This is a genomic window from Paenibacillus sp. OAE614 (genome assembly GCF_040546645.1).
GTDB classification, from domain to species: Bacteria; Bacillota; Bacilli; order Paenibacillales; family Paenibacillaceae; genus Paenibacillus_AQ; species Paenibacillus_AQ favisporus.
The window spans coordinates 3,817,830-3,843,066 of record NZ_JBEPOD010000001.1; the positions used below are offsets into that span (position 1 = coordinate 3,817,830).

Here is a 25,237-nt window from a genome sequence, read left to right on the forward strand (position 1 = left end):
CTTTAAAGAGGAAACGGTGCTGGTGAGAACTTCATTTTCATTTAGTTTACAGCCTCCAAGGCATGCTTCAGCAGCAGGATGGCCTTGGTCCGGTCATTCGTACCTATTTTCTCATAAATCACGCTGATGTAGTTTTTCACCGTCCCTTCGGTGATGTACAGCGTATCGGCAATTTCCCGGTTGTTCTTATGTGCCGTAATCAGCTTGGCGATCTCAAGCTCCCTCGGGGTCAGCCCATAATCGATTCCGGGCTGCCTGGGGGGTGCTGCTGTGCGCATACGGGCAGCAAACTTGGCCGCCAGCTTGGAGGGCAGCATCAGCTCGCCCCGAACCGCCTCTTTCAATGAGTGAATCAGTTTGTCGGAAGAAAAGTCTTTGAGCAGGTAGCCGGACGCTCCGCTCGCAAGCCCTTCAATAATATAATCTTCATTGGTAAACGTCGTTAAAATCAGAACAATCGTATCCGGGCTCGACTCCTTAATCAGCCGGGTCGCCGTAATCCCGTTCATCACGGGCATTTCGATGTCCATCAACACAAGCTGTGGTCTTAAGCTCTTAGTAAGCTCAAAGGCGGTTTGGCCGTTGTCGGTTGTCGCTACAACCTCTATATCGGATTCCAGATTAAGTATCGTCTCAAGGCCTTCCCGCACAAGCGTCTGATCTTCTGCGATAAGTATCGTTAGTTTTGACATCATTGATCCTCCCTTCTACTTGGCAGGGTGAGCACCAATAGGCAGCCTGCACCTTCATTCGTGCCGATCCGGAAGGTTCCACCCCTTCGACGGATCGTTTGCCGCATCATGGTCAGTCCGAAACCAAGCCGATCCGATGCAAATGGCAAGCCGTTGTTCTCCAGTGTGAACCGGACCGAGCCGTCCTCTTCCACCAGCTCAAACCGAAAATGCGTACACCGGCCATGCCTGATGCCGTTCGTGATTCCTTCCTGCAGCGCATGGCGGATCAGCTTTTCCGCTTCCGGCTCCAGACGGCCATCCGTGATTTCAATGATGTGCTCCAGTGTCACCTCAGCGTATTTTTCCGAATCTTCTATGATCTGCAGCAGAGAATCCTGGAAGGAGGATGCGGCCGCTGCTTCCTCGCCCAGCATATGTACCGATTTCCTCATTTCATGGAGCCCTTTGCGAACCAATTCTGACGCTAGATTCAACTTGTCGACCGATTCAGGGGCGCTCATGGATAACATTTTTAGACCGGCTTGAAGTTGAACGATACTCGCCGTAAGAATATGCCCCACATGATCGTGGATTTCACCGGCAATCCGGTTGCGCTCGGCGAGGACCGAGACTTCGGACATCGCTCTTGCCCGCTCCTCAAGCGAATGCTCCAGCTCAATTGTTCTTGCTTCAACCTCGCGCTCCAGGGTCTGGTTCCAGCGGACCAGCTGCAGATGCAATTCCAATCTGGCCAATAGTTCCTGTTTGTCGACCGGCTTCACAAGATAATCGTTGCCGCCATGCTCAAAGCCTGCAACGAGGTCGGTCATTTGACTCTTGGCGCTGAGGAAAATCACCGGCAGCTCCCCGGAATTGTAATGCCGGCGTATCTCTTGGCCCACCTGAAGCCCCGACACAAACGGCATCATCACATCCAGCAGAGCGATGTCCGGCTTGTAGCCGTTCCTGATCCATTCCATGGCTTCTTGCCCGCTTCCCGTTGACTTAAGCGCATATTTCCCTCCGAGAAATTGCAGCAGCACCTGAACGTTGATCGGGTCGTCATCGACGATAAGCACTGAAGGCAGATGTGTTCGAGCTTCCGCGGGTTCCGCGGTTGTCCGGATCATGCTCCAATCCGTATGCCGATCCTGCACCACGGTGTCCTGTGAAGAGAGCGCCGTCCTCGGCTGTATCCGCGGCGTTTGCGGCATCGCCAGCGGAAGCGTAAAGCTGAACGTTGAGCCCTCGCCCAATTTGGACACCACTTCAATCTCGCCTTCATGCAGTTCAATCAGCTTCTTCGTAATAGACAGCCCAATACCGGTTCCGCCCTGCTGAGGACCGTTCATGGGATGGACCTGCTCAAACGATTCGAAAATGCGGGACAAGTCCGATTCAGCAATGCCGATTCCCGAATCCTTGATCTGAATTTTGGCTTGACCGTGCGACTTGCGTCCCGTGATCGTGACGGTTCCGGATTCCGTATACGCAATGGCATTACCGATCAAGTTATGCAATATTTGCTGGAGCCTGTTCTCGTCCGCTATTACATACAGATCGTCCGGCAGCTTATTTTCCATATAGAGTCCCTTGTTTACTGCCAGAGGCTTAAGGACTTGAAGGGTCAGATCGACGGCAAGGCGCAAATCCACCGTCACTTTGTGCAAAGTAATCTCCTGGTGTTTGAGCTTGGAGAAATCCAGGATGTCGTTCACCAGATGGGCCAGCCTTTGCCCGCTGATTTTCATGAGCCGCAGCAGCTCAATCACGGGCAGAGGGAGCTTGCCGGAGCTTCCGTCGATCAGCGAATCCGCCAGTCCGATAATGCCGTGCAGAGGTGTCCGGAGTTCATGGGATGTTTTGGCCAAAAATTCATCTTTCAGCTTATCCAGCGTTAACAAGCGCTCCGATAAGCTCTCGACCTGGGAGAAAGCACGGGAAAATTTTTTGGATATAAGCAGCGATTGCATAAAAACAAAGCTAAGTACGCCAAATTGCAGCAGTGCCGGGGTATCCAGAATGCCTTTCCGGTTCAGCGTATCATTCAGTGCGGTCACGAAGATCAAACTAAACCCGAGGATGAGCAGCAGAGACCCTTCCTGGCGCTGACGGGCGATCCGGTAAGAAGCATAAATGGCGTACAGCACGAGGCCAATCGAATAAATCTCAAAGGGCAGCAGCGAATAATCGTAAATCCGTATGTCCGTGGTAAGCACAAGCAAAGTCAAGATGAGGGTGAAAATTTGCGTAACGCGTCGAACTGAACGCGACAAATATTGAGGAAACAAATAATAAATAAATGAGATCAAGAAAAACTCGCCCACGTAAACCGTTAAATAGGAGGCTTTGGCGAACCATTCCCACGAAAAACCGGGAAGGATCTCCAGAATGTATCTCGAACCGACCAGCATCGTTCGAAAGGCGATGCACATGCAAAACAACCCGAAATACAGCGGGGTAACATCTTTTCGCCTGAATCCATACAGGAACAGATGGTAGACTCCCATGACAAGCAGCGCCCCGATGACCAGGCTGTCCTGAATCAGCTCTCCTGACCTCTCCTTCTGAAGCAGCTTGGCATCTCCCAGCTCGAGAGAATTGTTGATTCCTCCCTTGGGATAAGTGAAATTGGACACCTGGATCAGCAGCGTCAAGCTCCCTTCCGGGCTGGGTTCAACCGGTACGACGATGGAGGCACCATACTTTGGAGATGTGTTTTCGGACGTCGTTCCGGGTTGTCCGGATGAAGCCTCAAGTTTGTCATTCACCCACAAAGCGTAAGAAGAATACATATTCCGCAGTTTAATGGCCACATCGTCTGACGGGTGAAGACCGCGAATTACCATACGATACGTTGCATAGCCGTCCGGCGGAAGCAGTGATCCGTTCAGCCTGTGATTCGCCCAGTAGCCGGGGACTTCCACGTATCCGCTGACCTCTGGTGACGTTGTGCTCTGCAAATCATCCGGCCAGAGGAGCTGCTTCCAGTAAAATTCCCAAGTCCCGTTCAGTTCGATGGATCCGTCGCTTCTAAAGTCCCATCCGGACAGCTGCATTTCGCCGTTCTTCACAGTCAGCGAAGACGAAGCGGAGGTTACCGCCGGATTCCAGGCTGCAGTGAAGACCAGCACAGCAAATACGGCAGCCCTGATACGGCGACGCCAACTCATGCACGAAACGAAGAGGCGTCCAAGTAAATTTCGTCGCCGAGTCTGGCGTCTCCAAGCAATGACAAACGATGCTTCGATGTGAAATCTCTAGGTTCGTAACTGTTAGGCGCTTTGGTGGAGGACAGCAGTTTGAGCTGGATATACGTTTCAGCTAACAATTTGCTGCAAAAGAAGTCGCGGAAAGAAGAAGTTATCCCGAACTTTCCCTCTATAATTTCCCAATACATTCTTTTCTTGTCTGGAAAAACTGCACCATGCACTTCTTCAATGAAGCGATCGAGCATAGCCTGCATCTCCGGTGTACGATCAGCTTGAAGCTGCCGGATCGCGAAAATCGAGTCATAATGGTTCCCGACGTCCGTAGACAGGCGGTCACGAAGCTTAACGAGCTGGGGACCGGATTTCTTGACATGCAGCCAAGTATCCTCCAGATTATCCAGTGACGTGGATTCCCACAGCAGCGCTTCACCGTCCGGCGCCCGAACCACCATTGCCACGTGCGACCATGGACAATGCTCCAGCTCTTCGATCCGCTGACTGCCCTTGGCGACGCCATGTGCCAGCAAAATGTCCCCTGTTTGCAGCTTAGGTTCAATTTCTTGATAAGTTACCGTTAACAATTTTAACCAGACCCCCTGCCGGTATATGAAATACCTAATTTTTTCCTTCCATGTTTATAGTAAACCCAGCCTCACAATTGTCAATAACTTGATAGAACCGGGTGTTACCATTACTCCAGGAAGCTGCACAGAGGACGTGAACACGCAGCAAAAAAGCCGCCTGCTAGAGGCGGCTTCGTTGTCAGGATTAAACTCAGGATATTTCTCGGATACGCCGCTCCGCATCACGGATTACGCGTGCCATATTCGCGGTCATCATGTTAACGGCTTGATCGAAACCGATGTATTCATAACCGTCTACCTCCGGCTTCGCCTGACCGCTGTATCGGTCAATAAACGTAGAGGTACAGGCCATTTCCTCTATCGGGGGGAGAGATTCCGTTGTCCATAAGAATAGATGAAGGTTTTTGGCTCGGTTATACGGGAACACGCCTAAATCCTTGATTTGATCCGGTAGAATGTTAAGTCCGCTTTCTTCCCGGACTTCCCGGCATGCGGTCTGCTCCGGTGTCTCTCCCTCCTCTGGCATACCTTTTGGCAGATCGTAAAACGTATTGCCCGTAGAATGGCAGGCGAGGAATACGGTACGGTTCGTGATGATGACTCCGACGGATGTTGCAGGCATATCCACATGTTCCTTTCTTGGCATGGATCATTTATTTTATCCATACGATGCTTCTGTATAAATATCTATTCTAACCGTTTCTGAGTGATTATTGTCGTTTTTCAAATCCCCGCAAAGTTCATTCTTATCGATTTCATCCAATCCGCAAGTACGCCCCTTGCCCGATGCAGCCTTGCCCTGACGGCGCCTTCCGAAATTTCAAGTATTTCCGCGATTTGCTTGACCGACAGGTCCTGATAATAAAACAAATGCACAACCAGTCTTAGCGTATCGTTTAACCGGTCAACAGCCTCCTGCAGGTCGCTCGTTTGATGATCTGCGCCATGAGCAGCGATAGGGTAGTTCGTTTCCGGAAGCTCACCCATCACGATGGTTCGTTTTCGAAGCCGCAGCACTTGATTGCATTCGTTGATCAAAATCCGGATGATCCAAGTATTGAAAAATTCGGGCTTCTTCAATGTATTTAACGACTTATATGCCTTAAGCAGCGTTTCCTGGATTGCATCCGCACAATCTTCATCACGCTTCACAATAGACTTGGCCAAGCCGTACAGCCGTGATTCCAGTTGGCGTATAAGCTTGACAAAAGTATCGAGATCTCCCTCTTGAGCTTTTTTGACTTCCACTACCATATCCAGCAAGTTGTTTTCTCTCCTTTTCAAGCACCATCATTAAGATGGATCGGCCGCATAAAGCGTGATTTGGATTTGACACAAATGGTGTAGGCCGATAAGATAATTGTAATGTGACCCATTAGTTTTTACAAGAACCTTATGGTCATTCCCGTAACCGGACATCGCGTCCGGAAACATATCTGAGCTAGACATGAGTAGTGATTGAGCGCCAACGAAGGAGGCGGCACGAATGAGTGTGCTGAAGGAGAAAATTTTGGAGTCGGCAATCCGGCTTTTTGCGGAAAAAGGTTACCAGGCGACTTCAATACAGGATATCGCCGACGATTGCAGCATCGCCAAAGGCTCGCTGTACAAGCATTTCAGTTCGAAAGAGGAACTGTACATCAGCATATTGGAGATGCGTCAGCAGGACATGATCGATGCAGTCGATCGTATCCGGAAAATGCAGCTGCCGACAAAAGAAACCTACCTGGAGGAGCTTGCCTATCAGTTCGATTTTTATGTGGAGCACGGGTACTATATTTCGCGTGACCATAACGAGCTGCCTCCGGTCAATAACGATAAAATCGAAAACGTTCTGAACGGAATGAGAAGGAGCATGTTCCTGTACTATCAAGATATTCTGCTCCGCCGGTACGGGCCTGGCATCGAGGAGTGGAAGTGGGATGCCACTGCAATGCTGAGCGGTCTAATTCGAGAGTATACCTTTCACCTTTTGTTCGGTTATTTGCCTATCGACAAAAAAAGGTTAGCTGTGTTCATCGCTGAGCGGATGGATGATCTAATGGAGGGGTTGGCAAAACGGCCGGCTCCCTCCCTGCTTACCGACGAGCTCATGACGGAATATTCCCAAATCGATCTCAAGGGCCTGTTTGCATCCCGCGAAGGGAGAAAAGATGCGCTGATCCAAAAAATAGCGTCGATCATTCCGGATATCGCCGTACCGAACCAGAGAAAGAATGAATTGACGGAGGTCGCCGCCATGCTTCGGGAAGAATCCGCGAAGGACCAGCCGAGACGTTTTCTGCAGCTTGCGCTCCTTCGCGATTTAGAATCGGAAAGCGAACTTTCCTTTTATGCGAAGCAGCTTCTCCCCTTGATTTAAGCTATAAATTCAATAAAACAAAAAAAATCCATATCTTGAAACATTTTCATATTCAACGACGTCTAGTGCATGAATACCTAAACCATTTGGATACAAGACACAGGAGGGAAAACAACAAATGAAAAAATGGAGTTCTATCACCTTATCAGCCGCTGCCCTTTCGCTGCTGCTGTCTGCTGCCCCGATCTATGCGGCACCCCAATCCATGCCTGCTGAAGCACAAATCGAAGCATCTTCCGTAAGCTTGGATCCTGCAGTTGAAGCTCAATTGACAAAAGCTCTGAACAAACTCGCAGGCAGCACCAAGATCGAATTTACGAGTGTGGATAAGGATGCAAACGGCCAGCCACTGTTTATTTACGGAAAACTCAGCGGCCAAATCGATGCCGAGTTTAACCAGCAGTATAATCCGGCAAAGAAACGGGTGGAATCGACCAGCATCATCTATAAATCTTCGAATACCAATGCGGTTATCGGTGCAGCCCTGGCCAATAAAACGGCTGCCTTCTTGAAAACCTATGACACGGATCACAAGTTCAAAACAGAAGCCATCTGGCGAGTTTACTCCCCTTACCAGGATAATGCTCCCCGAAATTATTGGGTTCTCTGGGGGAACAACCAGAGCCTGTACATCGATCTGGATCAAGGGAACCAAATATCGGCCAGCATGACTTATTCATTAGCCTCTGTCAAAGCACAGCTTGCCAATAAAGCGAATCAGTCCCTGAAGACGCTGGGCATCAGCCTCACCAAACCGTTCGAATATGTGCTGCGCGAAAAAACCGGGGACAAGAAGTTTGTCTGGAACTTCCGGGACGATGATGATAACAATCACGTCGTCATCGGGGCAAAAACCGGTAAGGTCTGGGAGATCCAAAATTTATACGGCCAGGATTGGACGAGCGACCAGGACTTCGCCAAATCCTTTGCCAAGCCCGTTCTCAGTAAAAACCAGGCCCTATCCGCGATCAAGCCCAAAGCCAAGGCTGTGTTCGGGATTCAAATGAAAGGATACTCGGTGCAGATCAAGAAGAACGAATACGTCTTTACAAAGAAAGGCGCAGCCACCATTACCGGAAAGATCAATAAAAAAGGAAAGTTTTATTTCCTCCAGATGACACCGGTGAACGGAATTCGAAACTGATCTCCGGCAGGAGCCTTAGGGCTCCTTTTTTGCTGCCAGAGAACGGAAGAGCCAGAACGGAACACGCTCAGGTCAAAATATCCTAACAGAGACGTCCATCCCCCTTACCTGTTCGGCGCAATCCGCCGCGCACACTGATGACCGATCCACACGACAGGCAGCACGGTAGCAGCACCAACGGGGATGCTCCAGACGAGGTCTGAGCCATATACCAAGCCTGCATCCAGCAGGCGGTAAAATAAGTAAATTGAATACGGAAGTGTAACCAGTACCGCGGTCACCACGCCAGGCGTATATCTCCGAAGGTAAATGCTCTGCCCCACGTGCGTAAATACATGGATAAGCATAATCGTATTAAAGCCTGTAAACAGAAGCATCCAACGATGCTCGGCGGCCAAATATGTAAAAGGGATGAACAAGATAAACTCGAAAAATACGGGTACGGCAAACTGGGAACCGGTGATATTGGAAAAATCTTTGAAATCTTTGAGGATCCGGTCCGCGCGGTCAGGGACGATCCGGCTGACCTGATCATAATTTCGCCTCATCCAGCCTTCCACCGTAATGATTTCTTCAAAATCGTGAATCATAAATGCAGCAAGAAACAACCAAATGAGCGAATTGATACTCACTGCTTCGTCGATAGCTTCTAACATGCAAGCTTCTCCCCCGTTTCTGCCAAAGTCTCGCTAAATATATTATCGGGCTAGGCGGGAAAATGCTCAAGCATCGCATCGTTTTCCAAGCCTCCAATGTGAAGGGCAATGCTAAACTGAATATTATTCACTTTGGCAGGGAAATTGGAAATGGATGCATGTCTATCGTTAAAACAGCCGCCCTTTTGGGCGGCTGTTCGCGCATACTCGCTCTATTCGCTTGTATTCGCTGTTTGATCGTTTTTAAGCCTACAGTTGTGCAGCGATTTTATATGCCGTTTGCTCGCCGTTAGCAATACAATCCGGAATGCCGACGCCATAATAGGAACATCCGGCCAGATAGATGTTCGGGAACCGCTCGGCCATTTTCTGTTCAAGCTCCTTGACGATGCTGTGGTGCTTGATATGATAATTCGGCATCACGTTATGCCACTTCGTGACCTCGTGGGTGACCGGCTCGCCGGTAATCCCCAGGCTCTTACGGATATCTTCCAGCGCAACGTTCAGCAGCTCTCCCTCGCTTAACTGAACCAGCTCATCGTAGCGTGGATTGCTGCTTTTGTAAAAGAGTCTGACGAGCAGCTTACGCTCACGGGAGGTATGCTCCCATTTCCGGCTTGTCCATGTGCAGGCATTGCACGTAATGTCGCTGCCATCGGCCGTAATAAAGCCCGTGCCGTCTGCTGGCAGCTCGGCATCCGGAAGATCGAAACCGACGTAAACGCTGATCATGGAGCTGTTCTTCAGCTGATTGAATTCTTGATCCAATACCGGATCCGCAAGCAGCTGCTGCGCCGCATAGTGCATCGTGCCGAGCACCACATAGTCAGCCTCAATCACGCGGCCGTCTGCCAGCGTCACCGCATAACGGCTTCCATCCTTGGCCACGGATTCGGCCCGTACCCCCTTCACGATCTCCGTTCCGGTCAGCTGCTGCTCTAAGGCATCAATCAACGCTGAAACACCGTTTTGGAAGGACATGAACTTTTTTTGCCCGCCGCTTTGAAATTTTGCGCGATTTTCGGACAGCCCTTTGATCAGGCTTCCGTATTCGTTTTTATAATCGATCAAGTAAGGCAGCGTTGATGCGATCGTCAAATCGCTCAGTTTGCCTGAATAAACGCCTGACAAGACGGGCGCGATCTGCTTCTCCACGAACTCCTTTCCAAGAAAGGCTTCCAGAAACGCGCCGACCGAATCATTTTTTGTGAAATGCTCATTGGGGGTATACAGGTCTTTCAGGGCTTCCACCTTGCCCTCCGCGGATACCAGCTCGGTAGTGGCAAGCGATTCGATGCTGGTCGGAATCCCAAAGACGGCATCCTTCGGTATCTGCTTCAGCCTGCCGTCCGTATAGATGTAGGAAATTCCCGTCGCATTATAGACGACCTGATCCGCCAGGTTCAGTTCCTGAATCAGCGGAGCCACATTCGTTTTCCGGGTCACGATCGAATCGGCGCCGGATTCCATCGTAAAACCGCCGTCGTATACGGTTCGCATTTTTCCGCCCAGCGTCTGTTCCGCTTCAACGAGAATGATGTTCGCCGGCTCCGTCTGCCCGCTGTATTGATTTAAGGTCCGGCGCAAATAATACGCGGCCGACAACCCCGTAATCCCCCCGCCGATAATGACGACTGTTTTCAAGACGCTTCACTCCTGCTTCCAAGATGACTGCATGTTCAACCTTCCCGTAAATTATAACATAGTGCTTCATACCCGGACTTCCTCATTCGTGACGTTAATCGTACAAAAAAACCGCGGGATCCCGCGGAGATTTTCGCCTGCTTCATATTATTTATGCTTCGCTTTCTTCTTAAAACGGTCACGTTCCGTATCAATATCGCCGTCCTTTTGATTGCTCTGAACGACCCCGTAAGCGACATAACTGAGCAGCCCCATAAAGACGCCGGTGCCCACAACGATATAAACCATCGTAAAAATTTTGCCGAGTCCCGTCTTGGGCATGAAGTCCGGATGACCTACCGTACTCAGCGTCGTGATACAGAAATATAGCGCGTCTATGACGCTTAAATTTTCTTCCGTGGAATAAAAAATCGTGCCAGAAACAAGCAGCAGAACAATTAAAACAAAGAAAACCTGGAAATTTTTCAGTTTAAACGCATGAAACAGTCCGGTCAGCAGCCGTTTCAAGGTCAAGACAAAGGATATCATGGTTGTTCCGCCTTGTCATAGATATTGGTAAATGAGTCCGCGTTCGGGTGGTGATTCTCCCTTAATATTCCCCTTTTTCCATCCAATAAACCGTGACTTGAGCACGAACTTTGGGGTAGCGTTTTTTACTTTGGCTTAACCTAACGCAGGACATTTTTACGACCATGGGTCCGGAAAATCATTTATAATGAAAAAGACCTAAACAGAGAAGGCTCGTAGGAAGGGAGTTATGTTATGAAACATTTAGCTGTGTATTGCGGATCAAGTTACGGTGCGTCGCCGGCGTATCGGGAAGCGGCAGTCGAGCTGGGCAAAGAAATGGTACGCCGCGGGTTAACCCTGGTTTATGGGGGATCCAGCGTAGGGATCATGGGCGTACTGGCCGATACGGTCATTGCTGAAGGCGGGCAGACCATCGGCGTCATTCCACAGGTGCTGGTAGACCGGGAAATTTCGCATCAAGGGTTGACCGAGCTTCACGTGGTCGGCACGATGCATGACCGGAAGTTTAAAATGGCGGAGCTCGCCGACGCATTCCTCGCGCTTCCGGGTGGACCGGGGACGATGGAGGAGTTTTTCGAGGCGTTCACGTGGGCCCAGATCGGCATTCACCGCAAGCCCATTGGCATGCTGAACGTGAATCGTTATTACGATCCGATGATCTCCCTGTTTGAGCACATGGTACGGGAACAGTTCATGCAGCCGCAGTACCAATCCATGGCCATCATTGAGCCAAATGTGTCTGTATTGCTGGACATGATGAGTAAATATGAAGCCCCCGCCGTTAAAAGTTACGTTAAATAAGCCTTAACATACAGACAGCCGCAGTCCGGAGACTGCGGCTGTTGTTCAAGAGGAAACCTGGGTAATGGAAACCCCAGGCTCGATCACGTAAAATGACTAGTATCGTCTTTGGTTAAGCGGAGTATCCACTTTGCTTTGGAGATGTGCCAAGCGGACCATAATGGTCGCCGCTTCAGCTTTGGTGACCGGCTTCGCCGGGTCGAATTTGCCCCCCGCGGCGTCCATCAGTCCGAGCTTCAGCATAAGCGCAACAGCGCCTTTGTCCTGGATCGCACTCGCGTCGGAGAGGGACAACGCCTGTGCATCCTGCTGGAAGAACTTGGACAGGCGGTTGTAATGCAGAGCCGTGGTTAGGCTGGTGGCCACCGCTTCACGGGTCAGCTTCTGCTCCGGATGCAGCTCCGACGATTTCACGTCTTTCAGCCAGCCTTTATCCGTGAACAGCTGTACCGCTCCCGCGATCGGACTGTCGGCTGGAACGTCGGTGAAGACTGGTTGATACTGGCCCCCATAATAGCCTTGATCCGGGTAAACCCCTTTTGCCATCATTTGGATCCAGTCCCCCAAAGTCAGCTGCGCATCGGGATGGAGCAAGCCATCTTCACCAGGCGACAACACGCGGTATTCGAGCAGCGTCGCCAAATCCTTGCTTGCCGCGTGGTTTGCCGCATCGCTCGGAAGCGCAGCGCTCTTGTCCTTGTTCGAAACAGGCAGCAGACTTGATGCTTCGGTTTTCCCTGTAACCCCATCGATATATCCTACGTTCCGGTCTCCGTTCAGCGTTGGAACATACGCCAACCGAACAGCCGGTTCCACGTACGTGTTATCCACTGTGTAACCGCCGCTGCTGATGTACCGCAGCTCCACGCTGAGATCGTCCAGCAGGCGCTGCTGTGCGTCTTTCGCATCAACTTTTGCTGTCAGGGTATCTAACGCTTTGATATCCTTATCCGACAGGTAGGTATCCGCATTGTAGCTTAGCAGCTTGCCGCTGCCGTCAATGGAGACGCTCACAGTCATTCCGTTAACAGGCAAGTCCTTGTAGAAACGCTGGAACACGAATTGATATACCGTGCCCGATGCCGGATTCAATGTTTTGGCATCTGACAGCTTCAAAACTTCGGCGGCACTGGGATAATGGGCCAGCACCAGCTCAATGGCTTTCGCTTGTGCCTGGGCTTCTGTCACGGACGGAGCGGTAGCTTTGTCCGGTTCGGCATCCGGATACTGGAACTCATGGTAGCTCAGCAGCTGCCCTGTGTCGGCGTCCACGTACGCGTACTTGCTGTCATCGCGGTTTATTCCGGCAGTTCTTTTGTTCCAGTTCAAGCTCCAGACTTGCTTGCCGGTGCCGCCCCAATAATTACTGAGATTTGATTGGATCTGGTAATCCGGGCCCGGGGCAATGCCTTGAAGCCGCTGCAGCACTTCGTCCGAGGTCAGCTGCCCGCCTTTGTTCGGGGTGAACAATTTACCGGAAGCCTTTAATGTTATATAGCTAACCGCTTGGCTTGGGCCTTCCAAATCCTTGCCAAAAATGGTATCGATCCGCTTCCCTGAATTGGCATCGATCGGCTCCAATGTCCGGTCTGGAACATAACCGATCTTCCATTCCCGGTTGGCGGACGTATCATACAGCGAGGTGGACGGTATGTATGCCAGCGTTACGGACAAGCCCTGCTCAAGTCTCTTCTCCGCATCTTCCTTGCTGATGGTGGCTTTGGCCGCTGGATAATCCCCCTGGTAAGTATTGCGGTTAAAGCGGACGATATTTCCGTTGCCGTCCACGTCCAGGCTCACAGACTCATTGTCGGCAGGAATCCCATTGACGTCAATCGTGTATGAAAATGAATACTGAACCGGTCCGAACAACGCCTTGTTGGATGAATAGAGGTTCTGGTTTGACGGTTTCATCGTACCTGCTTTAATGGAAGGAGCCGCTTTGGGTATAAACGCCTCGGCGATTTTTTGAGCTTCCTGCTCGGAAACCGCCGGCGGGTAGTAGGCTGTGTTGGAATCGTCTAACGGGTACATATATGGATAACTATAACTGAGAATATCACCTGTAATCGCATCTACTTCGGTACTGAAGCCCACCGAGTGGTTCCCCTGTTGAATCGTCCAGTTCTGCTCCCATACCTTCTTCGTGTTGGATGGGTACACGTTCTGCTCACCATAGGTTACTCCGTTCAGCTTTGCATCCTTCAATTCAGGAAACAAAGACCTAATACGCGATTCCGCTTGGGCTTTCGTAATTTTGGCGTCGGCCGGATTGAGTCCCTTCGAGGCTGTGGAGCCGCTGTTCTGGGACGCTGAAACTACGGAATCCTTCACAACGGAAGTTCCGCTGGCTGTATCCGCTGATGCCAACAAGGGCACCTGCAGCAGACTGAGTCCAAGTGTGCCTGCAAGCACCTTTTTGGCTACAGATGTGTTTCTTAAGCTCCTCTCCTTTGCCTGATTTTTTGGCATGCCCGCGGCATGTTGTTGTTCGTCCATCCTTCTTCCTCCCTATTATACCAATATAAACCATTTTGATTATAACATGGGACGTTAGAGAATTGGCTGCCAATTTGGATTTTCCAGGAAAATTTTGTGCTGCAGCATCTTGTGCTAAGCAGAAAGACCGTTTATGCTATAATCAGTTGAACGCCGGAAGCTTTGATTTGCCGTGAAGCTAGACACCGGTTTCCGGGCGAACATGATAACGATGGAGGAATCTACAGATGAAAAGAATGAAGACGATCGATTCCGGGAAGCCGCAAAAGGTTTCCAGCGATCCGGTTCTCGGGGGGCGTAAATCCTGGGGCCGCAAACCGATGACACAGGTAGTCAGCAATAAGAAAGCAGAACAGCGCCGATCGTGGTGCCGAAAAGGCACGGACGACGGCGCTTTTTTAATGGGAAATCAGAGAATATACATTTAGCGTATGAATCGAACCATCCGGGTGGAAGCGGGATTAATAAGCCGTCCAGCCGGCGTCCGCTATAATGACCGTACCGTTTACAAAGCTGGAATCGTCCGAGGCGAGGAACAAAGCGACCTTCGCGATTTCATCCGGCTTGCCGGTTCTTGGATTCACGCCCATGCCGGCCATCGCCTGCTGCACGCCAAGCGCGTTCATATCCATACTAGGCGTATCGGACATAATGTTGGTTTCCACGCCGCCCGGGGCGATCGCGTTGCAGCGAATGCCGAGCTTCGCGTACTGGTAGCCGACATTTTTGGTCAAACCAATCACGGCATGCTTGGACGCCGTATAAGCTGCCCCTGCCCGGGACCCAAACAATCCGCCGACGGATGCCGTATTGACGATGACGCCTTTTCCCTGCTTGACCATAATCGGAAGCGCTTTGCGGATCGCCCGCATCGGGCCTGTCGTATTGACGGCGAAGACACGCTCCCACAGTTCGTCGGTCACCTCAGCCGCTGCCACCATTTTATCCATAATTCCCGCATTGTTGACCAAAACGTCCAGCGATCCGTACTGATTCACTGCGGTATCGATCATGTTCTGCACATCTTCTTCCTTGGCAACATTCGCGATGACCCCAACCGCGGTACCGCCCTGCTGCTGAATTTCCGCAACGACTTGGTCAAGAGAGGCCTGGGAGATATCAGCGAGAACCAGTTTGGCGCCTTCCTTAGCGAATAAAAGAGCCATTTCCTTTCCCATTCCTGATCCGGCACCTGTAATAACCGTTACTTTGTCTTGCAGCTTCATGACCAACCTACCTCCAACCTTTGAATTAGACAACACATTGTCTATAATCATTATAGCGCCCGTCCAATTTGGCGATCAAACGTCAATCCGGCTGAAAATGTCTATTTTACAGCGTTTTCAAAAACATTTGGAGGATATTAGAATGATGAACAAACGAGTCACTTACACCCAGCACTATCTATCCGAGGCTTTAATCAGCCTTATGGCGGAAAAGGACTACGCTTCGATCACCATCCGCAACATTGTGGAAAAAGCGGGCGTGAACCGTTCGACCTTCTATCTTCATTATTACGACAAGGATGACCTGCTGAACCAAACCGCATCCGGCATTCTTACGGCGCTTCGCAGCGCGATGCGCAATCCTTCCTATACCCATGAGTCGGCCAGGAAGGATTATGAGGAATCCGGTAAACCGATTTCTTCAGCCGTGGCCTTGTTTGAGCATATCCGTCAGCATGCGACATTCTACACCGTCATGATGAATGTCAAGGATTTCCCTGTCCAGCTGGACCAGGTGATCAAGAGCGAACTGCTCGCTTTCACCACAGACGCACTCCAGGCTTCCTTCTCATCCGGCGGGATGATGGGGCTCATCTACTATTGGCTGAACCATCAAATGCAAGAGACGGCTGAGGAGATGGCCCTATGGCTTACGCGCGCCGCGCTGTATCCGCTGAATCGGCCGGAGGCGTAACCCGCAGGACTGACCTTTTTCCCCTTCTGCACCCTTCTCAATGAATGCTAGCCGAACTTGATCACGAACCTATGAATTCAGTTTCTATATTCCATTTGCAGGGCTGCCGTGACTCTCAAGCGTCTAATGAATATGATGTCACTGGTCAACGGCAGTGAAGTGGATCGTGAGCAGCGCCCCCCGACTTAAGTCCAGTTTGAGACTGGTCCACGGGCCGTTTTGTTTGAACGCATGAAAGCATACACTGTTACTATAGCAGGTTCAATTACATAAGCTTACCCACTTATAACATAAGCAAACTTTTTTATAGAAACGAGGGCCGCTCTCTAGCGAAGCCCGAAATTAATCTAGGTAGAAGGTGAACAATCGTGCAAAAGAAGCGTGTACTCATATTATCCGAGGGATTCGGCAGCGGTCATACCCAGGCGGGTTATGCGCTGGCTGCTGGCATGAAGGAAATTCAACCCAATGTGCATACGAAGGTAATCGAGCTTGGCTCTTTTCTGAATCCTACCGTAGCTCCATGGATCTTGTCGGCCTACCGTCTAACGGTAAGCACCAATCCGGGCCTTGTCGGCATGCTTTATCGAAAACAGCATGACAAACCGCTGAAGCGTCTGACCGCTTTGGCGCTCCATAAATTGTTCTACAATCATACGGCTGATGTGATCCGTCAGCTGAGACCCGACCTCATCGTCTGCACCCATCCGATCCCCAGCGCAATCATCGGACGGCTGAAGGCTTCCGGACTGGACGTTCCGCTCTGCACGGTCATTACCGATTATGACGCACACGGCTCCTGGATGAACCGTCAAGTGGACCAGTTCCTCGTATCGACGGAATCCGTCCGCCGGATTTTATTGAAACGCGGGGTTCATCCAAACAGCGTGAACGTGACAGGCATTCCGGTCCATCCAACGTTTTGGACGAAGGAAGATAAAGCGGCGGTAAGGCGGAAGCTGAAACTGAAAAACATGCCGACGGTATTCATTATGGGCGGTGGATGGGGATTGGTCGCCAACAAAGAGCTATTCTACCAGCTCGCCCAATGGAAGGACCGCGTACAGCTCGTGTTCTGTGTCGGGAATAACCAGAAGCTGCTATCCAAATTAAAGAGCTCGCCTGCATTCTCGCATCCGAATATCGTTGTGATCGGGCAGACGAAGGAAGTCAGCAAATGGATGGATGCCTCTGACCTGCTTATTACAAAGCCGGGCGGGATGACCTGCACCGAAGCGATGGCCAAAGGGCTGCCCATGCTGTTCTGTGAGTCCATTCCGGGCCAAGAGGAGAAAAATTGCGAATATTTTGTCAGCGGCGGCTATGGGGAAGTCCTGAGCCCGCTTGTCCTGGACCGGTGGCTGCATGCCATCAGCACCGGCGGTACCGCTGCCGCACCGCACGGCTTCCGCATGAGCCCGTACTATTCCGCTCCACGCGAGGTTTACCGGCCAGAGCGGTGCGCGGAGGAGCTCGTAGAACTGCTGAACGCACGCACGGCCGGTTCAAGACCGGCGGAGCTGCGGCGCAGTCTCTGGGCCAGCATGTAACGCTGATCCGTGCTTACGATCATAAGAAAAACATCTATCGACGTACCTTCAAAGAAGACAGACCGCGTTTAGCTGAAGTTTTTCTTGCGAGATCAGGAAGCAGAAGCTCCGAAACTTATACTTTTCTGATCTCTTAAAAAAAACGTCTATCGACGTACCTTCAAAGAAGACAGACCGCGTTTAGCTGAAGTTTTTCTGCGAGATCAGGAAGCAGAAGCTCCGAAACTTATACTTTTCTGATCTCTTAAAAAAAACGTCTATCGACGTACCTTCAAAGAAGACAGACCGCGTTTAGCTGAAATTTTTCTTGCGAGATCAGGAAGCAGAAGCTCCGAAACTTATACTTTTCTGATCTCTTAAGAAAAACGTCTATCGACGTACCTTCAAAGAAGACAGACCGCGTTTAGCTGAAGTTTTTCTTGCGAGATCAGGAAGCAGAAGCTCCGAAACTTATACTTTCTGATCTCTTAAACAAAGAAGGAATGCGCTCATCAGCGCATCCCTTCTTTTTGCATTATACGGGTGAACCAGACCCCTGGCCCTTCCCATTCCTAACATTTTATACGGATTGATGCTTTTTCACTTGTACATCTTCCGCCGCTGCCTGGACATGCTCCTGGTCTCTCTGAATCCGTTCCTCGACCAGCTGTACCGCCTGCTCAACCGACCCGATGGCAAGTACCGGTTCCTTATGGAAAGCTTCGCCGTAAGCCTCGGTGGTATGTGCATATCTCGGATCGTAATAGTATTCCAGCAGCAGTCTCACGGCTGCCCCATAATTTCCTTGCTGCATGCTGAATTCGATTTCCTGGGCGATCGGCGTATGAATCCGCGACTTGATCTTTGAGAAAGCAAGCAGGCTTTCCGCAGGATACTCCCACGGGCGGTAATCGTCCAAAATGTGCTTCACCCGCAGCTCAACCGGAGCTTCGAGCACAATATGCCGCCCCAGCTCTTTCTTCTGGACCAGAAATTCAGGCAGGACCACCTTTCCGATCCGCTTGCTCTCCGCCTCAAGCAGAATGTACGGAGAATCCTGATATCGGATCAGGGACTCCACCAGCAGGGCATCGAAGGTCTTTTGGTTGCTGCTTTTCAGGCCAATCTCGCCGAAAATGGAACCGCGGTGCCCCGCCATCCCTTCAAGATCAACGACCGGGTAGCCCTTCTCCTGCAGTTCCCGGAGAATCAAGGTTTTCCCCGTTCCGGTGTTGCCATGGATCACGTACACTTCCGGAGCAAAGTCCATGCTCTGAAGCGTGTCGACCACCCATTTACGGTAAGTTCGGTAGCCGCCCTCAAGCCGGAGCACATGAATGCCCATCAGGGACAGCACCGTCGCTGTCGTACGGCTCCGCATGCCGCCGCGCCAGCAGAATACCGCCTTATTCCCTTGAATTTCAGCAAATTGCTTTACGAAGGAAGGCAGCTTCGCGGACACAATCTCGAGGCCCCGCTCCTTCGCAGCCTGGGTGCTCACCTGCTTGTACAGCGTGCCGATCTCCGCCCGCTCTTCATCATTGAAGAAAGGGATGTTGATGCTTCCCGGAATCGTTGATTCCGCATACTCGGACGGGGACCGGACATCGATGACGGTGATTTCATTTTTCGCTCTCAGTTCATTAAGCTTCTCGATCTGTATATCCTGAAACATGATACAGCTCCTTACTCAATCACAATTTGCCCGCTATGTTTAGCGGTAACCTCACCTATAAGTTTCGCTTCCACACCGGCATCCGCCAGCTCCTGAAGCAGACGCTCCGCTTCATCCGGCCCTACGGAAATGAGCAAGCCGCCGGAGGTAACCGCGTCGCACAAAATGTACCGGTCCGTCTCGTCCATCTCTTCCGGGAAAATCACATGGTCCTGCACATGCGCATAGTTATTTTTGGATCCGCCTGGAACCAGTCCCTGCTCCGCAAGCTCACGAACCCGTGGCAGGACGGGAACGTCCTGCTTGCGGATCCGGATTTCCACCCCGCTGCCTTTGGCCATCTCAAGCGAGTGGCCCATTAAGCCAAACCCGGTGACATCGGTGCAGGCATGGACATCATAGCCATCCATAATTTCTGCCGCTTTCTTGTTCAGCGTCGACATGACTTCCGTCACCCGCCGGATTTCTTCCGGGGTGAGCTGATCTTTCTTGATCGAAGTAGTCATGATGCCCACGCCGATCGGCTTGGTCAGGATGAGCTTGTCTCCGGGCCGAGCTCCCGCGTTGCTTCTTACTTTATCAGGATGCACCAGTCCGGTGACCGATAAACCGAATTTCGGCTCTTTGTCGTCAATCGAATGTCCGCCAACGAGCGTGGCGCCTGCTTCCTTGACTTTGTCCCCCGCTCCTCGAAGGATTTCGGTCAGCACGCGTTTATCCAGCGTGGAAATCGGAAAGGCGACGATATTGAGCACCGTCAGCGGTTTTCCTCCCATCGCATAAATATCGCTTAACGCATTCGCCGCGGCGATTTGACCAAAAGAATACGGATCGTCCACGATCGGCGTGAAGAAATCAAGCGTCTGTACAAGCGCCAAATCGTCATTCAGCTTGTATACGCCGGCGTCATCGCTCGTATCGAGCCCGACCAGCAGATTCGGATCATGCGCTGCCGGCGGCAGGCCGCGAAGCACCTGGCTCAGATCGGCAGGGCCGATTTTGCAGCCGCATCCGCCCTTACTGGAATAAGATGTTAATTTAATATTCAAATCGGAATCCATAATCATGACACAACCCTTCTATATTCATCATTGGCATCAGCCTGATATTTTGTTAAACCCGCAAATTCCATCGTACACATCGCTGAAAAAAAACGCAAATGAGCCTTGCCCTGGTGCGATACAGCTTTCATTTGGACAAACCCAACAAAGAACAGCAGAATGTCATGGTCAGAAGCATAAACTGGGCTTCCTTCATAACTTTCTGCTGTTTATTGCAGCCTGCTTTATTTGGATACCGGAACCGCGCTTCCAAAATACTGCTCGAGCGTGATATCCTTCTTCGTCACGTCTTCGGCAATGTCTTTGCCGACGTAGCGAATATGCCACGGCTCGTATTTGTAGCCGGTAATCGATTCTTTTCCTTCCGGATAACGGATTATAAAGCCATATTCGTAAGCATGGTCAGCCAGCCATTTCGCTTCCTTCGTGCCGGCAAAGCAGCTCTCTGCGGCGCATTTGCCGTCGGTTCCCGACACGTCAATGGTCAGACCGGTTTGATGCTCGCTGTGGCCCGGACGAGCGCTGTAGGTATCCGCCGCTTTGACGCCGTCCCGATCCACATAGTTATTATACAGCGTCGTCTGACGGGATTCGGAACGGTAGCCCGAAACACCGGCCAAGTAAACGCCGTCCTGCTTGGCAGCGTCAAACAGCTCTTTCAGAGCGTCAGCAGCCACTTTGCGCATTTTGCGCTTATCTATTTTTTCCGAAAACGTGAAAGGCACATCCGGATAGACGAGATCCGGCGGAACGTAACCTTCCGGCAAACGGTACGTTTTATTGACGAGTACCGTATCGCTTGTCGGATTGGATACGACATGCTCAACGTCGTACGTATTGACAAAATCACTGCTGGAAGGCGCACCGCCAGTCTGCTCGTCCGCTCCCTTTCCGGTATCCTGGCCTGAATTGCCGCCGGTTGCAGCGGAATCCTTGCCATCATCCGTTTGTCCGGCATTCTGACCGGTCGTGCCGTCACCGGCGCCTTCAATGGCATCGCTGCCGGTACCGCTCGTGCTTTCGGTATCGGATGTGCTGCCGTTATCCGATGCAGTATCTCCGTCTCCGTTGGTGCCTTCAGGATCTACTATACCGCCATTATCGCTTTGGTCTCCGCCGCCCTGCTGGGCGAGAGCCGGAGGATTCTGTACGGTCGCCTCATCCTTGGCCGTTCCTCTGCTGTTCGCAAAATAGATCAGCGCGCCGCCGACAATAATGACTGCGACGATCAATGTTGCCCATTTTCGCATGTGTTCACCTCAAATAATACCGCGTGATTCAAGACCACGGCTTTCTATCAATCTATAAATCTATCATACCTGGATCTATTATACGACATATTGGAGGAAGATACGACAAAAAAAGCCCCGATCTTTTCGATCAGGACTCATCCAACGCTAAAATATGTACGCTCCTTAGGGGACAGGTCTTATTCCGAACCTTTCAGCCGTTTTTGCATAAAGACAAGCTCGTGGGCCAGCCGCTCAATCCGCTCCAACACGTTCGGATCCGTAATCTCTTTATATTCGTTAAAATGATCATCATGGACGTAGACATAGCCTGGCGCCACATAAGAACGGAAAAATCCCGCGATCGGCTTCAGCTGGTTCTCAATCACCAGATAATGCTGGTACGTTCCGCCTGTAGCGACGAATCCTACGACTTTTTGCTGCAGCGCCGTGACCGGAATCAGGTCGAACAGGTTTTTCAGCACGCCGGACATCGACGCCTGATAGATCGGTGTGCCGATCAAGCAAAAATCGCTGGAAATGACCGCATCGATCACTTTTTTCGTGTCGCCTGTATATGCCGATGGATCGCGTCCGTCACAGAACTGCACATCGTAATCTTTCATATCGAGCAGCTCCGTCTCCACATCGGGATACTGCTTCTTGACCTCTTCCAGCACTTTGTTCACCACAAGAGCCGTCTTGCTGCCGATGATCGCGCCAGATATTCCAACCAGCTTCATGATGTTAACTCCTTTTCTGTTTGTAGTTTCCTTAATATTCGACTTCGCCTTCATCCGTATTGACGAAAAAGAATGCGGTCATCGCAAGCCGCTCCATCATTTGCTGGCGCAGCATTTCATCCTCAATAACCTCTTCCATGGCCTGCTGCATGCAGCCGATCCAGGCTTCCGCGCGCTTTGGCGTGATGGCAAACGGAAGATGCCTAGCCCGCATGCGGGGATGGCCCATCTGCATCGTGTATAACTGAGGTCCTCCGAAATACTGGGTCAAAAACATTTCCTGCTTCTTCATGACAGGCAATATATTCTCCGGAAACAGCGGAGCAAGCAGCGGGTGCTCCACCACTTTGGGATAAAAGGCTTCCACCAGCGCCTTCATCGTGTCTGCGCCGCCCATTTGCTCATAAAAAGACGTCGGGCGCGCTTCCCGGTTCCCCTGATCCGCCCGTTGTCCGGGATCCTGATTCATATTCGAGTCCAATGGGGAATTGAACCTCCCTTCACGGGTGTGAGCCCCTAATTAGTAAACATAAACGTATACTAATTATTATAATTGAGCGTTCCCTTTGTCAATACTTGTTCCGTAAATATTCTTTACTTTATATACATATATGTTGACTATATTACCCGTGTGAACTACAATTACTCTGATAATAGTACATACCTGTTCTGTAATGGGAAAACACGACGGGAACAGATCCGTAAAAGGGCTAGAAATCGCCGGTTTTATCTACAGGAGGTCTGTACTGCTGTTTTGAGCCATACTGTAATAGGGATAGAATGGACTGAAGAAACGACGTTTCATGCACCAGTTCAATCTATCATAGATAGAGAATGAAGGTGATCAACCATGACCAAAGAAGACCTGGTCGCTGCCCTGACCCATTTGAAAGACCATGAGCATGAGCGCCCCCTTGCTGAGCTCGGCTTGATCCGGGATATTACAATCAATAAGGATCATGCGGCTCTATCGGTGCTTCTGGATCCCGACATGTCCGCAAGCAAAGAGAGCATCGGGGAACAGATTGTCAGCGCCTTGAAGGGAATCGGCATCGCGGACGTGCATATCCGGTTTAAAGCCATTTCAAATGAAGAAAAAAATGATATTATAGCAATAAAGCTGAATAAATCGGTACGCCGTGCACCAACGCTGATGAATTCCCCGCTCGTCGCCGCCGATTCTGGCGTGACGTTCATCGCGATCGCCAGCGGCAAAGGCGGTGTCGGCAAATCTACGGTAACCGTCAACCTGGCTACGGCACTGGCCAAGCAGGGTAAACGCGTAGGAATCATCGACGCGGATGTCTATGGTTATAGTATTCCGGAAATGATGGGAATTCATGATCTTCCGAAGAAGCATAATAACCGAATCGTACCGGTAGAACGGCACGGAATCAAGGTTATTTCGACCGGATTTTTCGTACAAGGCAACAAGCCCGTCGTCTGGCGCGGCCCGATGCTGGGCAAGATGCTCAGCACGTTCCTGAATGAAGTGGAATGGGGTCCGCTCGATTTCATCGTGTTGGACCTTCCTCCGGGTACAGGTGATATTGCCTTGGATGTTCACAATAAAATTCCGCAGTGCTCGGAAATTTTGGTGACCACGCCCCACCCTACTGCCAATCATGTTGCTGCCAGGGCCGGTGAGATGGCGATGCAGACCAACCATCCGATCCTCGGAGTCATCGAGAACATGTCTTATTTTACCGACCCCTCAGGTCAGCGGCATGATCTGTTCGGCACAGGCGGCGGAGCTGCTCTCGCGGAGCAGCTCAACACCAAGCTGCTGGCCGAGATCCCGCTTTCTGCGCCCGGCCAGTCGGCGGACCCGGAGAAGTCCCCGGCCGTATTCGGGGATGACAGCGAGCAATGGCGTATTTTTATGAATTTGGCTCAGAGAATTATTAACCATGATATTTAATTAATTTGAAAGGGTGAAACAAATGTCTTATGTAATTACTTCGGCCTGCATAGACGAAAAAGCGGCTGATTGCGTGGATGTATGTCCTGTCGATTGTATCGAGGAAGGTCCGGATCAATATTTTATTGACTCGGATATTTGCATCGAATGCGGTGCTTGCGAGGTTGCCTGCCCGGTAGGTGCGGTATACTATGATACCGATCTTCCGGAAGAAGAAAAACATATGATCCAAAAAGCGGAAAACTTCTACAAATCCAAATAATTGACGATTTGCGATTGGTTCAGCCTGTTGATTTCCAAATCGACAGGCTGTTTATACTTTGAATTCATTTTTACAAAGAAATGTATGGCCCGGATCAGTGAATAGGCGGTGTTAACATGAATCAACAGCTGGATATTTCAACCAGGGACAAAATACTGCAGATGCTGAAAACCAAAGGCGAACTCAGTGCAAAGGAAATTACGGAGTTTATTGGTATCACCAGCATGGCGGTCAGACGCCATATCAACACGTTAGAAAAAGAAGGCTTGATCGAATCCAAGACGATTCGGCAGCCGATGGGAAGGCCTTCCGCGATCTATCGTCTGACAGAGCAGGCTGAAGATTTTTTTCCCAACAAGTATCATTCGCTTACGCTGGATCTTCTCGGGGAACTCGAGCAGGATGCAGGGACGGAAATGGTGAACCACCTCTTTGACCGTAGGGGCGAATCGCTGCTGAAAAACCATGCCGGTAAAATGGAAGGCAAGGACTTTGCCGAAAAGGTCGAACAGCTAGCCGAAATTCAAAACGAAAACGGCTATATGGTTGAGCTTCAAAAAAACAATGAAGATGAATATACTTTATTCGAGCATAATTGTCCGATATCGCAAATTGCGAAAAAATACAATCATGCATGCGCCTGCGAGCTGAAGCTGTTCGAATCGCTGCTCGGGGCCGAGGTATCCCGCGACGAGTGTCTCGCCATGGGCGACCGAAAATGTGTCTATAAAATCCGCAAAGCCCACCGATGATCCGCAAGGTCTGCCACAAACCTCTCATTTGGGATGAG

24 protein-coding genes are annotated in these 25,237 nt (G+C 50.8%); 9 read left to right on the top strand and 15 right to left on the bottom strand.

The window, feature by feature from the left end:
- Window positions 1-41 precede the first annotated feature (41 nt).
- From ABIE48_RS17535 to ABIE48_RS17555, 5 genes are all read right to left on the bottom strand, one after another.
- Window positions 42-692, bottom strand: a complete 651-nt coding sequence (locus tag ABIE48_RS17535; RefSeq protein ID WP_145018014.1) for a response regulator transcription factor — start codon at window positions 690-692, stop codon at window positions 42-44.
- Window positions 692-3,808 carry an ATP-binding protein gene (locus ABIE48_RS17540; protein WP_354519384.1) on the bottom strand — a complete coding sequence of 1,039 codons (3,117 nt, stop codon included), beginning with the start codon at window positions 3,806-3,808 and terminating at the stop codon, window positions 692-694. The genes ABIE48_RS17535 and ABIE48_RS17540 overlap by 1 nt, the downstream gene beginning before the upstream one ends.
- A 35-nt stretch (window positions 3,809-3,843) precedes the next feature.
- Window positions 3,844-4,467: a hypothetical protein gene (locus ABIE48_RS17545; protein WP_260869110.1), complete on the bottom strand. Its 624-nt coding sequence runs from the start codon at window positions 4,465-4,467 to the stop codon at window positions 3,844-3,846.
- 193 nt (window positions 4,468-4,660) lie between these two features.
- Window positions 4,661-5,092: an NUDIX hydrolase gene (locus tag ABIE48_RS17550; RefSeq protein WP_354519386.1), complete on the bottom strand. Its 432-nt coding sequence runs from the start codon at window positions 5,090-5,092 to the stop codon at window positions 4,661-4,663.
- 101 nt (window positions 5,093-5,193) lie between these two features.
- Window positions 5,194-5,724, bottom strand: coding sequence for a sigma-70 family RNA polymerase sigma factor (locus tag ABIE48_RS17555; RefSeq protein WP_145022842.1), 531 nt, complete (start codon window positions 5,722-5,724; stop codon window positions 5,194-5,196).
- Between the two features lie 232 nt (window positions 5,725-5,956).
- On the opposite strand from ABIE48_RS17555, the gene ABIE48_RS17560 reads away from it, so the two are divergent.
- The gene (locus tag ABIE48_RS17560; RefSeq protein WP_192713758.1) at window positions 5,957-6,832 is read left to right on the top strand and encodes a TetR/AcrR family transcriptional regulator; all 876 of its coding nucleotides are present in this window, start codon (window positions 5,957-5,959) and stop codon (window positions 6,830-6,832) included.
- Between the two features lie 118 nt (window positions 6,833-6,950).
- Window positions 6,951-7,976 carry a hypothetical protein gene (locus ABIE48_RS17565; RefSeq protein WP_192713757.1) on the top strand — a complete coding sequence of 342 codons (1,026 nt, stop codon included), beginning with the start codon at window positions 6,951-6,953 and terminating at the stop codon, window positions 7,974-7,976.
- A gap of 104 nt (window positions 7,977-8,080) precedes the next feature.
- Here ABIE48_RS17565 and ABIE48_RS17570 read toward each other — a convergent pair whose 3' ends face one another.
- The 3 genes from ABIE48_RS17570 to ABIE48_RS17580 form a co-directional block, all read right to left on the bottom strand.
- Window positions 8,081-8,632: an HXXEE domain-containing protein gene (locus ABIE48_RS17570; protein WP_192713756.1), complete on the bottom strand. Its 552-nt coding sequence runs from the start codon at window positions 8,630-8,632 to the stop codon at window positions 8,081-8,083.
- 249 nt (window positions 8,633-8,881) lie between these two features.
- Window positions 8,882-10,276 (bottom strand): protoporphyrinogen oxidase, encoded by a 1,395-nt coding sequence (locus ABIE48_RS17575; protein WP_192713755.1) that lies wholly within the window; start codon window positions 10,274-10,276, stop codon window positions 8,882-8,884.
- 147 nt (window positions 10,277-10,423) lie between these two features.
- Window positions 10,424-10,804 (bottom strand): potassium channel family protein, encoded by a 381-nt coding sequence (locus tag ABIE48_RS17580; RefSeq protein ID WP_145017994.1) that lies wholly within the window; start codon window positions 10,802-10,804, stop codon window positions 10,424-10,426.
- 234 nt (window positions 10,805-11,038) lie between these two features.
- On the opposite strand from ABIE48_RS17580, the gene ABIE48_RS17585 reads away from it, so the two are divergent.
- Window positions 11,039-11,608: an LOG family protein gene (locus ABIE48_RS17585; RefSeq protein WP_116230032.1), complete on the top strand. Its 570-nt coding sequence runs from the start codon at window positions 11,039-11,041 to the stop codon at window positions 11,606-11,608.
- 96 nt (window positions 11,609-11,704) lie between these two features.
- Here the strand turns inward: ABIE48_RS17585 and ABIE48_RS17590 are convergent, their stop codons facing one another.
- Window positions 11,705-14,107, bottom strand: a complete 2,403-nt coding sequence (locus ABIE48_RS17590; RefSeq protein WP_192713754.1) for a YcdB/YcdC domain-containing protein — start codon at window positions 14,105-14,107, stop codon at window positions 11,705-11,707.
- 227 nt (window positions 14,108-14,334) lie between these two features.
- Between ABIE48_RS17590 and ABIE48_RS17595 the strand changes: the two genes are divergently transcribed.
- Window positions 14,335-14,535 carry a hypothetical protein gene (locus ABIE48_RS17595; RefSeq protein WP_145017984.1) on the top strand — a complete coding sequence of 67 codons (201 nt, stop codon included), beginning with the start codon at window positions 14,335-14,337 and terminating at the stop codon, window positions 14,533-14,535.
- Between the two features lie 33 nt (window positions 14,536-14,568).
- Here the strand turns inward: ABIE48_RS17595 and ABIE48_RS17600 are convergent, their stop codons facing one another.
- The gene (locus ABIE48_RS17600) at window positions 14,569-15,333 is read right to left on the bottom strand and encodes an SDR family oxidoreductase (RefSeq protein WP_145017981.1); all 765 of its coding nucleotides are present in this window, start codon (window positions 15,331-15,333) and stop codon (window positions 14,569-14,571) included.
- Between the two features lie 142 nt (window positions 15,334-15,475).
- Between ABIE48_RS17600 and ABIE48_RS17605 the strand changes: the two genes are divergently transcribed.
- Both ABIE48_RS17605 and ABIE48_RS17610 read left to right on the top strand, forming a co-directional pair.
- A complete protein-coding gene (locus ABIE48_RS17605; protein ID WP_186325773.1) occupies window positions 15,476-16,027 on the top strand; it encodes a TetR/AcrR family transcriptional regulator in 552 nt (183 codons plus the stop codon).
- Window positions 16,028-16,395: 368 nt separating this feature from the next.
- On the top strand, window positions 16,396-17,577 hold the full coding sequence (locus ABIE48_RS17610; protein ID WP_192713753.1) for an MGDG synthase family glycosyltransferase: 1,182 nt from the start codon (window positions 16,396-16,398) through the stop codon (window positions 17,575-17,577).
- A 559-nt stretch (window positions 17,578-18,136) separates the two neighbouring features.
- Here ABIE48_RS17610 and mnmH read toward each other — a convergent pair.
- From mnmH to ABIE48_RS17635, 5 genes are all read right to left on the bottom strand, one after another.
- Window positions 18,137-19,231 carry a tRNA 2-selenouridine(34) synthase MnmH gene (gene mnmH, locus ABIE48_RS17615; protein WP_192715388.1) on the bottom strand — a complete coding sequence of 365 codons (1,095 nt, stop codon included), beginning with the start codon at window positions 19,229-19,231 and terminating at the stop codon, window positions 18,137-18,139.
- Between the two features lie 11 nt (window positions 19,232-19,242).
- A complete protein-coding gene (selD, locus tag ABIE48_RS17620; RefSeq protein WP_483312691.1) occupies window positions 19,243-20,292 on the bottom strand; it encodes a selenide, water dikinase SelD in 1,050 nt (349 codons plus the stop codon).
- A gap of 224 nt (window positions 20,293-20,516) precedes the next feature.
- Window positions 20,517-21,542, bottom strand: a complete 1,026-nt coding sequence (locus tag ABIE48_RS17625) for a M15 family metallopeptidase (RefSeq protein ID WP_192715390.1) — start codon at window positions 21,540-21,542, stop codon at window positions 20,517-20,519.
- A 179-nt stretch (window positions 21,543-21,721) separates the two neighbouring features.
- Window positions 21,722-22,264 carry an NADPH-dependent FMN reductase gene (locus ABIE48_RS17630; RefSeq protein ID WP_089547757.1) on the bottom strand — a complete coding sequence of 181 codons (543 nt, stop codon included), beginning with the start codon at window positions 22,262-22,264 and terminating at the stop codon, window positions 21,722-21,724.
- A gap of 31 nt (window positions 22,265-22,295) precedes the next feature.
- Window positions 22,296-22,661, bottom strand: a complete 366-nt coding sequence (locus ABIE48_RS17635; RefSeq protein WP_234489955.1) for a globin domain-containing protein — start codon at window positions 22,659-22,661, stop codon at window positions 22,296-22,298.
- A 453-nt stretch (window positions 22,662-23,114) separates the two neighbouring features.
- Here ABIE48_RS17635 and ABIE48_RS17640 point away from each other — a divergent pair, with 453 nt between their 5' ends.
- The 3 genes from ABIE48_RS17640 to ABIE48_RS17650 all read left to right on the top strand — a co-directional run bounded on the left by ABIE48_RS17640 (window position 23,115) and on the right by ABIE48_RS17650 (window position 25,199).
- The gene (locus ABIE48_RS17640) at window positions 23,115-24,185 is read left to right on the top strand and encodes an Mrp/NBP35 family ATP-binding protein (RefSeq protein ID WP_192715391.1); all 1,071 of its coding nucleotides are present in this window, start codon (window positions 23,115-23,117) and stop codon (window positions 24,183-24,185) included.
- A 22-nt stretch (window positions 24,186-24,207) separates the two neighbouring features.
- On the top strand, window positions 24,208-24,447 hold the full coding sequence (locus ABIE48_RS17645; protein ID WP_076171713.1) for a ferredoxin family protein: 240 nt from the start codon (window positions 24,208-24,210) through the stop codon (window positions 24,445-24,447).
- Between the two features lie 116 nt (window positions 24,448-24,563).
- Window positions 24,564-25,199, top strand: coding sequence for a helix-turn-helix transcriptional regulator (locus tag ABIE48_RS17650; protein ID WP_105442372.1), 636 nt, complete (start codon window positions 24,564-24,566; stop codon window positions 25,197-25,199).
- Window positions 25,200-25,237 lie beyond the last annotated feature (38 nt).

Excerpts from the sequence above, each read along its gene's own strand:
- ABIE48_RS17535 (WP_145018014.1), bottom strand. The coding sequence starts at position 692 with ATGTCAAAACTAACGATACTTATCGCAGAAGATCAGACGCTTGTGCGG.
- ABIE48_RS17550 (WP_354519386.1), bottom strand. The coding sequence starts at position 5,092 with ATGCCTGCAACATCCGTCGGAGTCATCATCACGAACCGTACCGTATTC.
- ABIE48_RS17555 (WP_145022842.1), bottom strand. The coding sequence starts at position 5,724 with ATGGTAGTGGAAGTCAAAAAAGCTCAAGAGGGAGATCTCGATACTTTT.
- ABIE48_RS17560 (WP_192713758.1), top strand. The coding sequence starts at position 5,957 with ATGAGTGTGCTGAAGGAGAAAATTTTGGAGTCGGCAATCCGGCTTTTT.
- ABIE48_RS17565 (WP_192713757.1), top strand. The coding sequence starts at position 6,951 with ATGAAAAAATGGAGTTCTATCACCTTATCAGCCGCTGCCCTTTCGCTG.
- ABIE48_RS17570 (WP_192713756.1), bottom strand. The coding sequence starts at position 8,632 with ATGTTAGAAGCTATCGACGAAGCAGTGAGTATCAATTCGCTCATTTGG.
- ABIE48_RS17580 (WP_145017994.1), bottom strand. The coding sequence starts at position 10,804 with ATGATATCCTTTGTCTTGACCTTGAAACGGCTGCTGACCGGACTGTTT.
- ABIE48_RS17585 (WP_116230032.1), top strand. The coding sequence starts at position 11,039 with ATGAAACATTTAGCTGTGTATTGCGGATCAAGTTACGGTGCGTCGCCG.
- ABIE48_RS17590 (WP_192713754.1), bottom strand. The coding sequence starts at position 14,107 with ATGGACGAACAACAACATGCCGCGGGCATGCCAAAAAATCAGGCAAAG.
- ABIE48_RS17595 (WP_145017984.1), top strand. The coding sequence starts at position 14,335 with ATGAAAAGAATGAAGACGATCGATTCCGGGAAGCCGCAAAAGGTTTCC.
- ABIE48_RS17600 (WP_145017981.1), bottom strand. The coding sequence starts at position 15,333 with ATGAAGCTGCAAGACAAAGTAACGGTTATTACAGGTGCCGGATCAGGA.
- ABIE48_RS17605 (WP_186325773.1), top strand. The coding sequence starts at position 15,476 with ATGATGAACAAACGAGTCACTTACACCCAGCACTATCTATCCGAGGCT.
- mnmH (WP_192715388.1), bottom strand. The coding sequence starts at position 19,231 with ATGTTTCAGGATATACAGATCGAGAAGCTTAATGAACTGAGAGCGAAA.
- selD (WP_483312691.1), bottom strand. The coding sequence starts at position 20,292 with ATGGATTCCGATTTGAATATTAAATTAACATCTTATTCCAGTAAGGGC.
- ABIE48_RS17625 (WP_192715390.1), bottom strand. The coding sequence starts at position 21,542 with ATGCGAAAATGGGCAACATTGATCGTCGCAGTCATTATTGTCGGCGGC.
- ABIE48_RS17630 (WP_089547757.1), bottom strand. The coding sequence starts at position 22,264 with ATGAAGCTGGTTGGAATATCTGGCGCGATCATCGGCAGCAAGACGGCT.
- ABIE48_RS17635 (WP_234489955.1), bottom strand. The coding sequence starts at position 22,661 with ATGGGCGGCGCAGACACGATGAAGGCGCTGGTGGAAGCCTTTTATCCC.
- ABIE48_RS17640 (WP_192715391.1), top strand. The coding sequence starts at position 23,115 with ATGACCAAAGAAGACCTGGTCGCTGCCCTGACCCATTTGAAAGACCAT.
- ABIE48_RS17645 (WP_076171713.1), top strand. The coding sequence starts at position 24,208 with ATGTCTTATGTAATTACTTCGGCCTGCATAGACGAAAAAGCGGCTGAT.
- ABIE48_RS17650 (WP_105442372.1), top strand. The coding sequence starts at position 24,564 with ATGAATCAACAGCTGGATATTTCAACCAGGGACAAAATACTGCAGATG.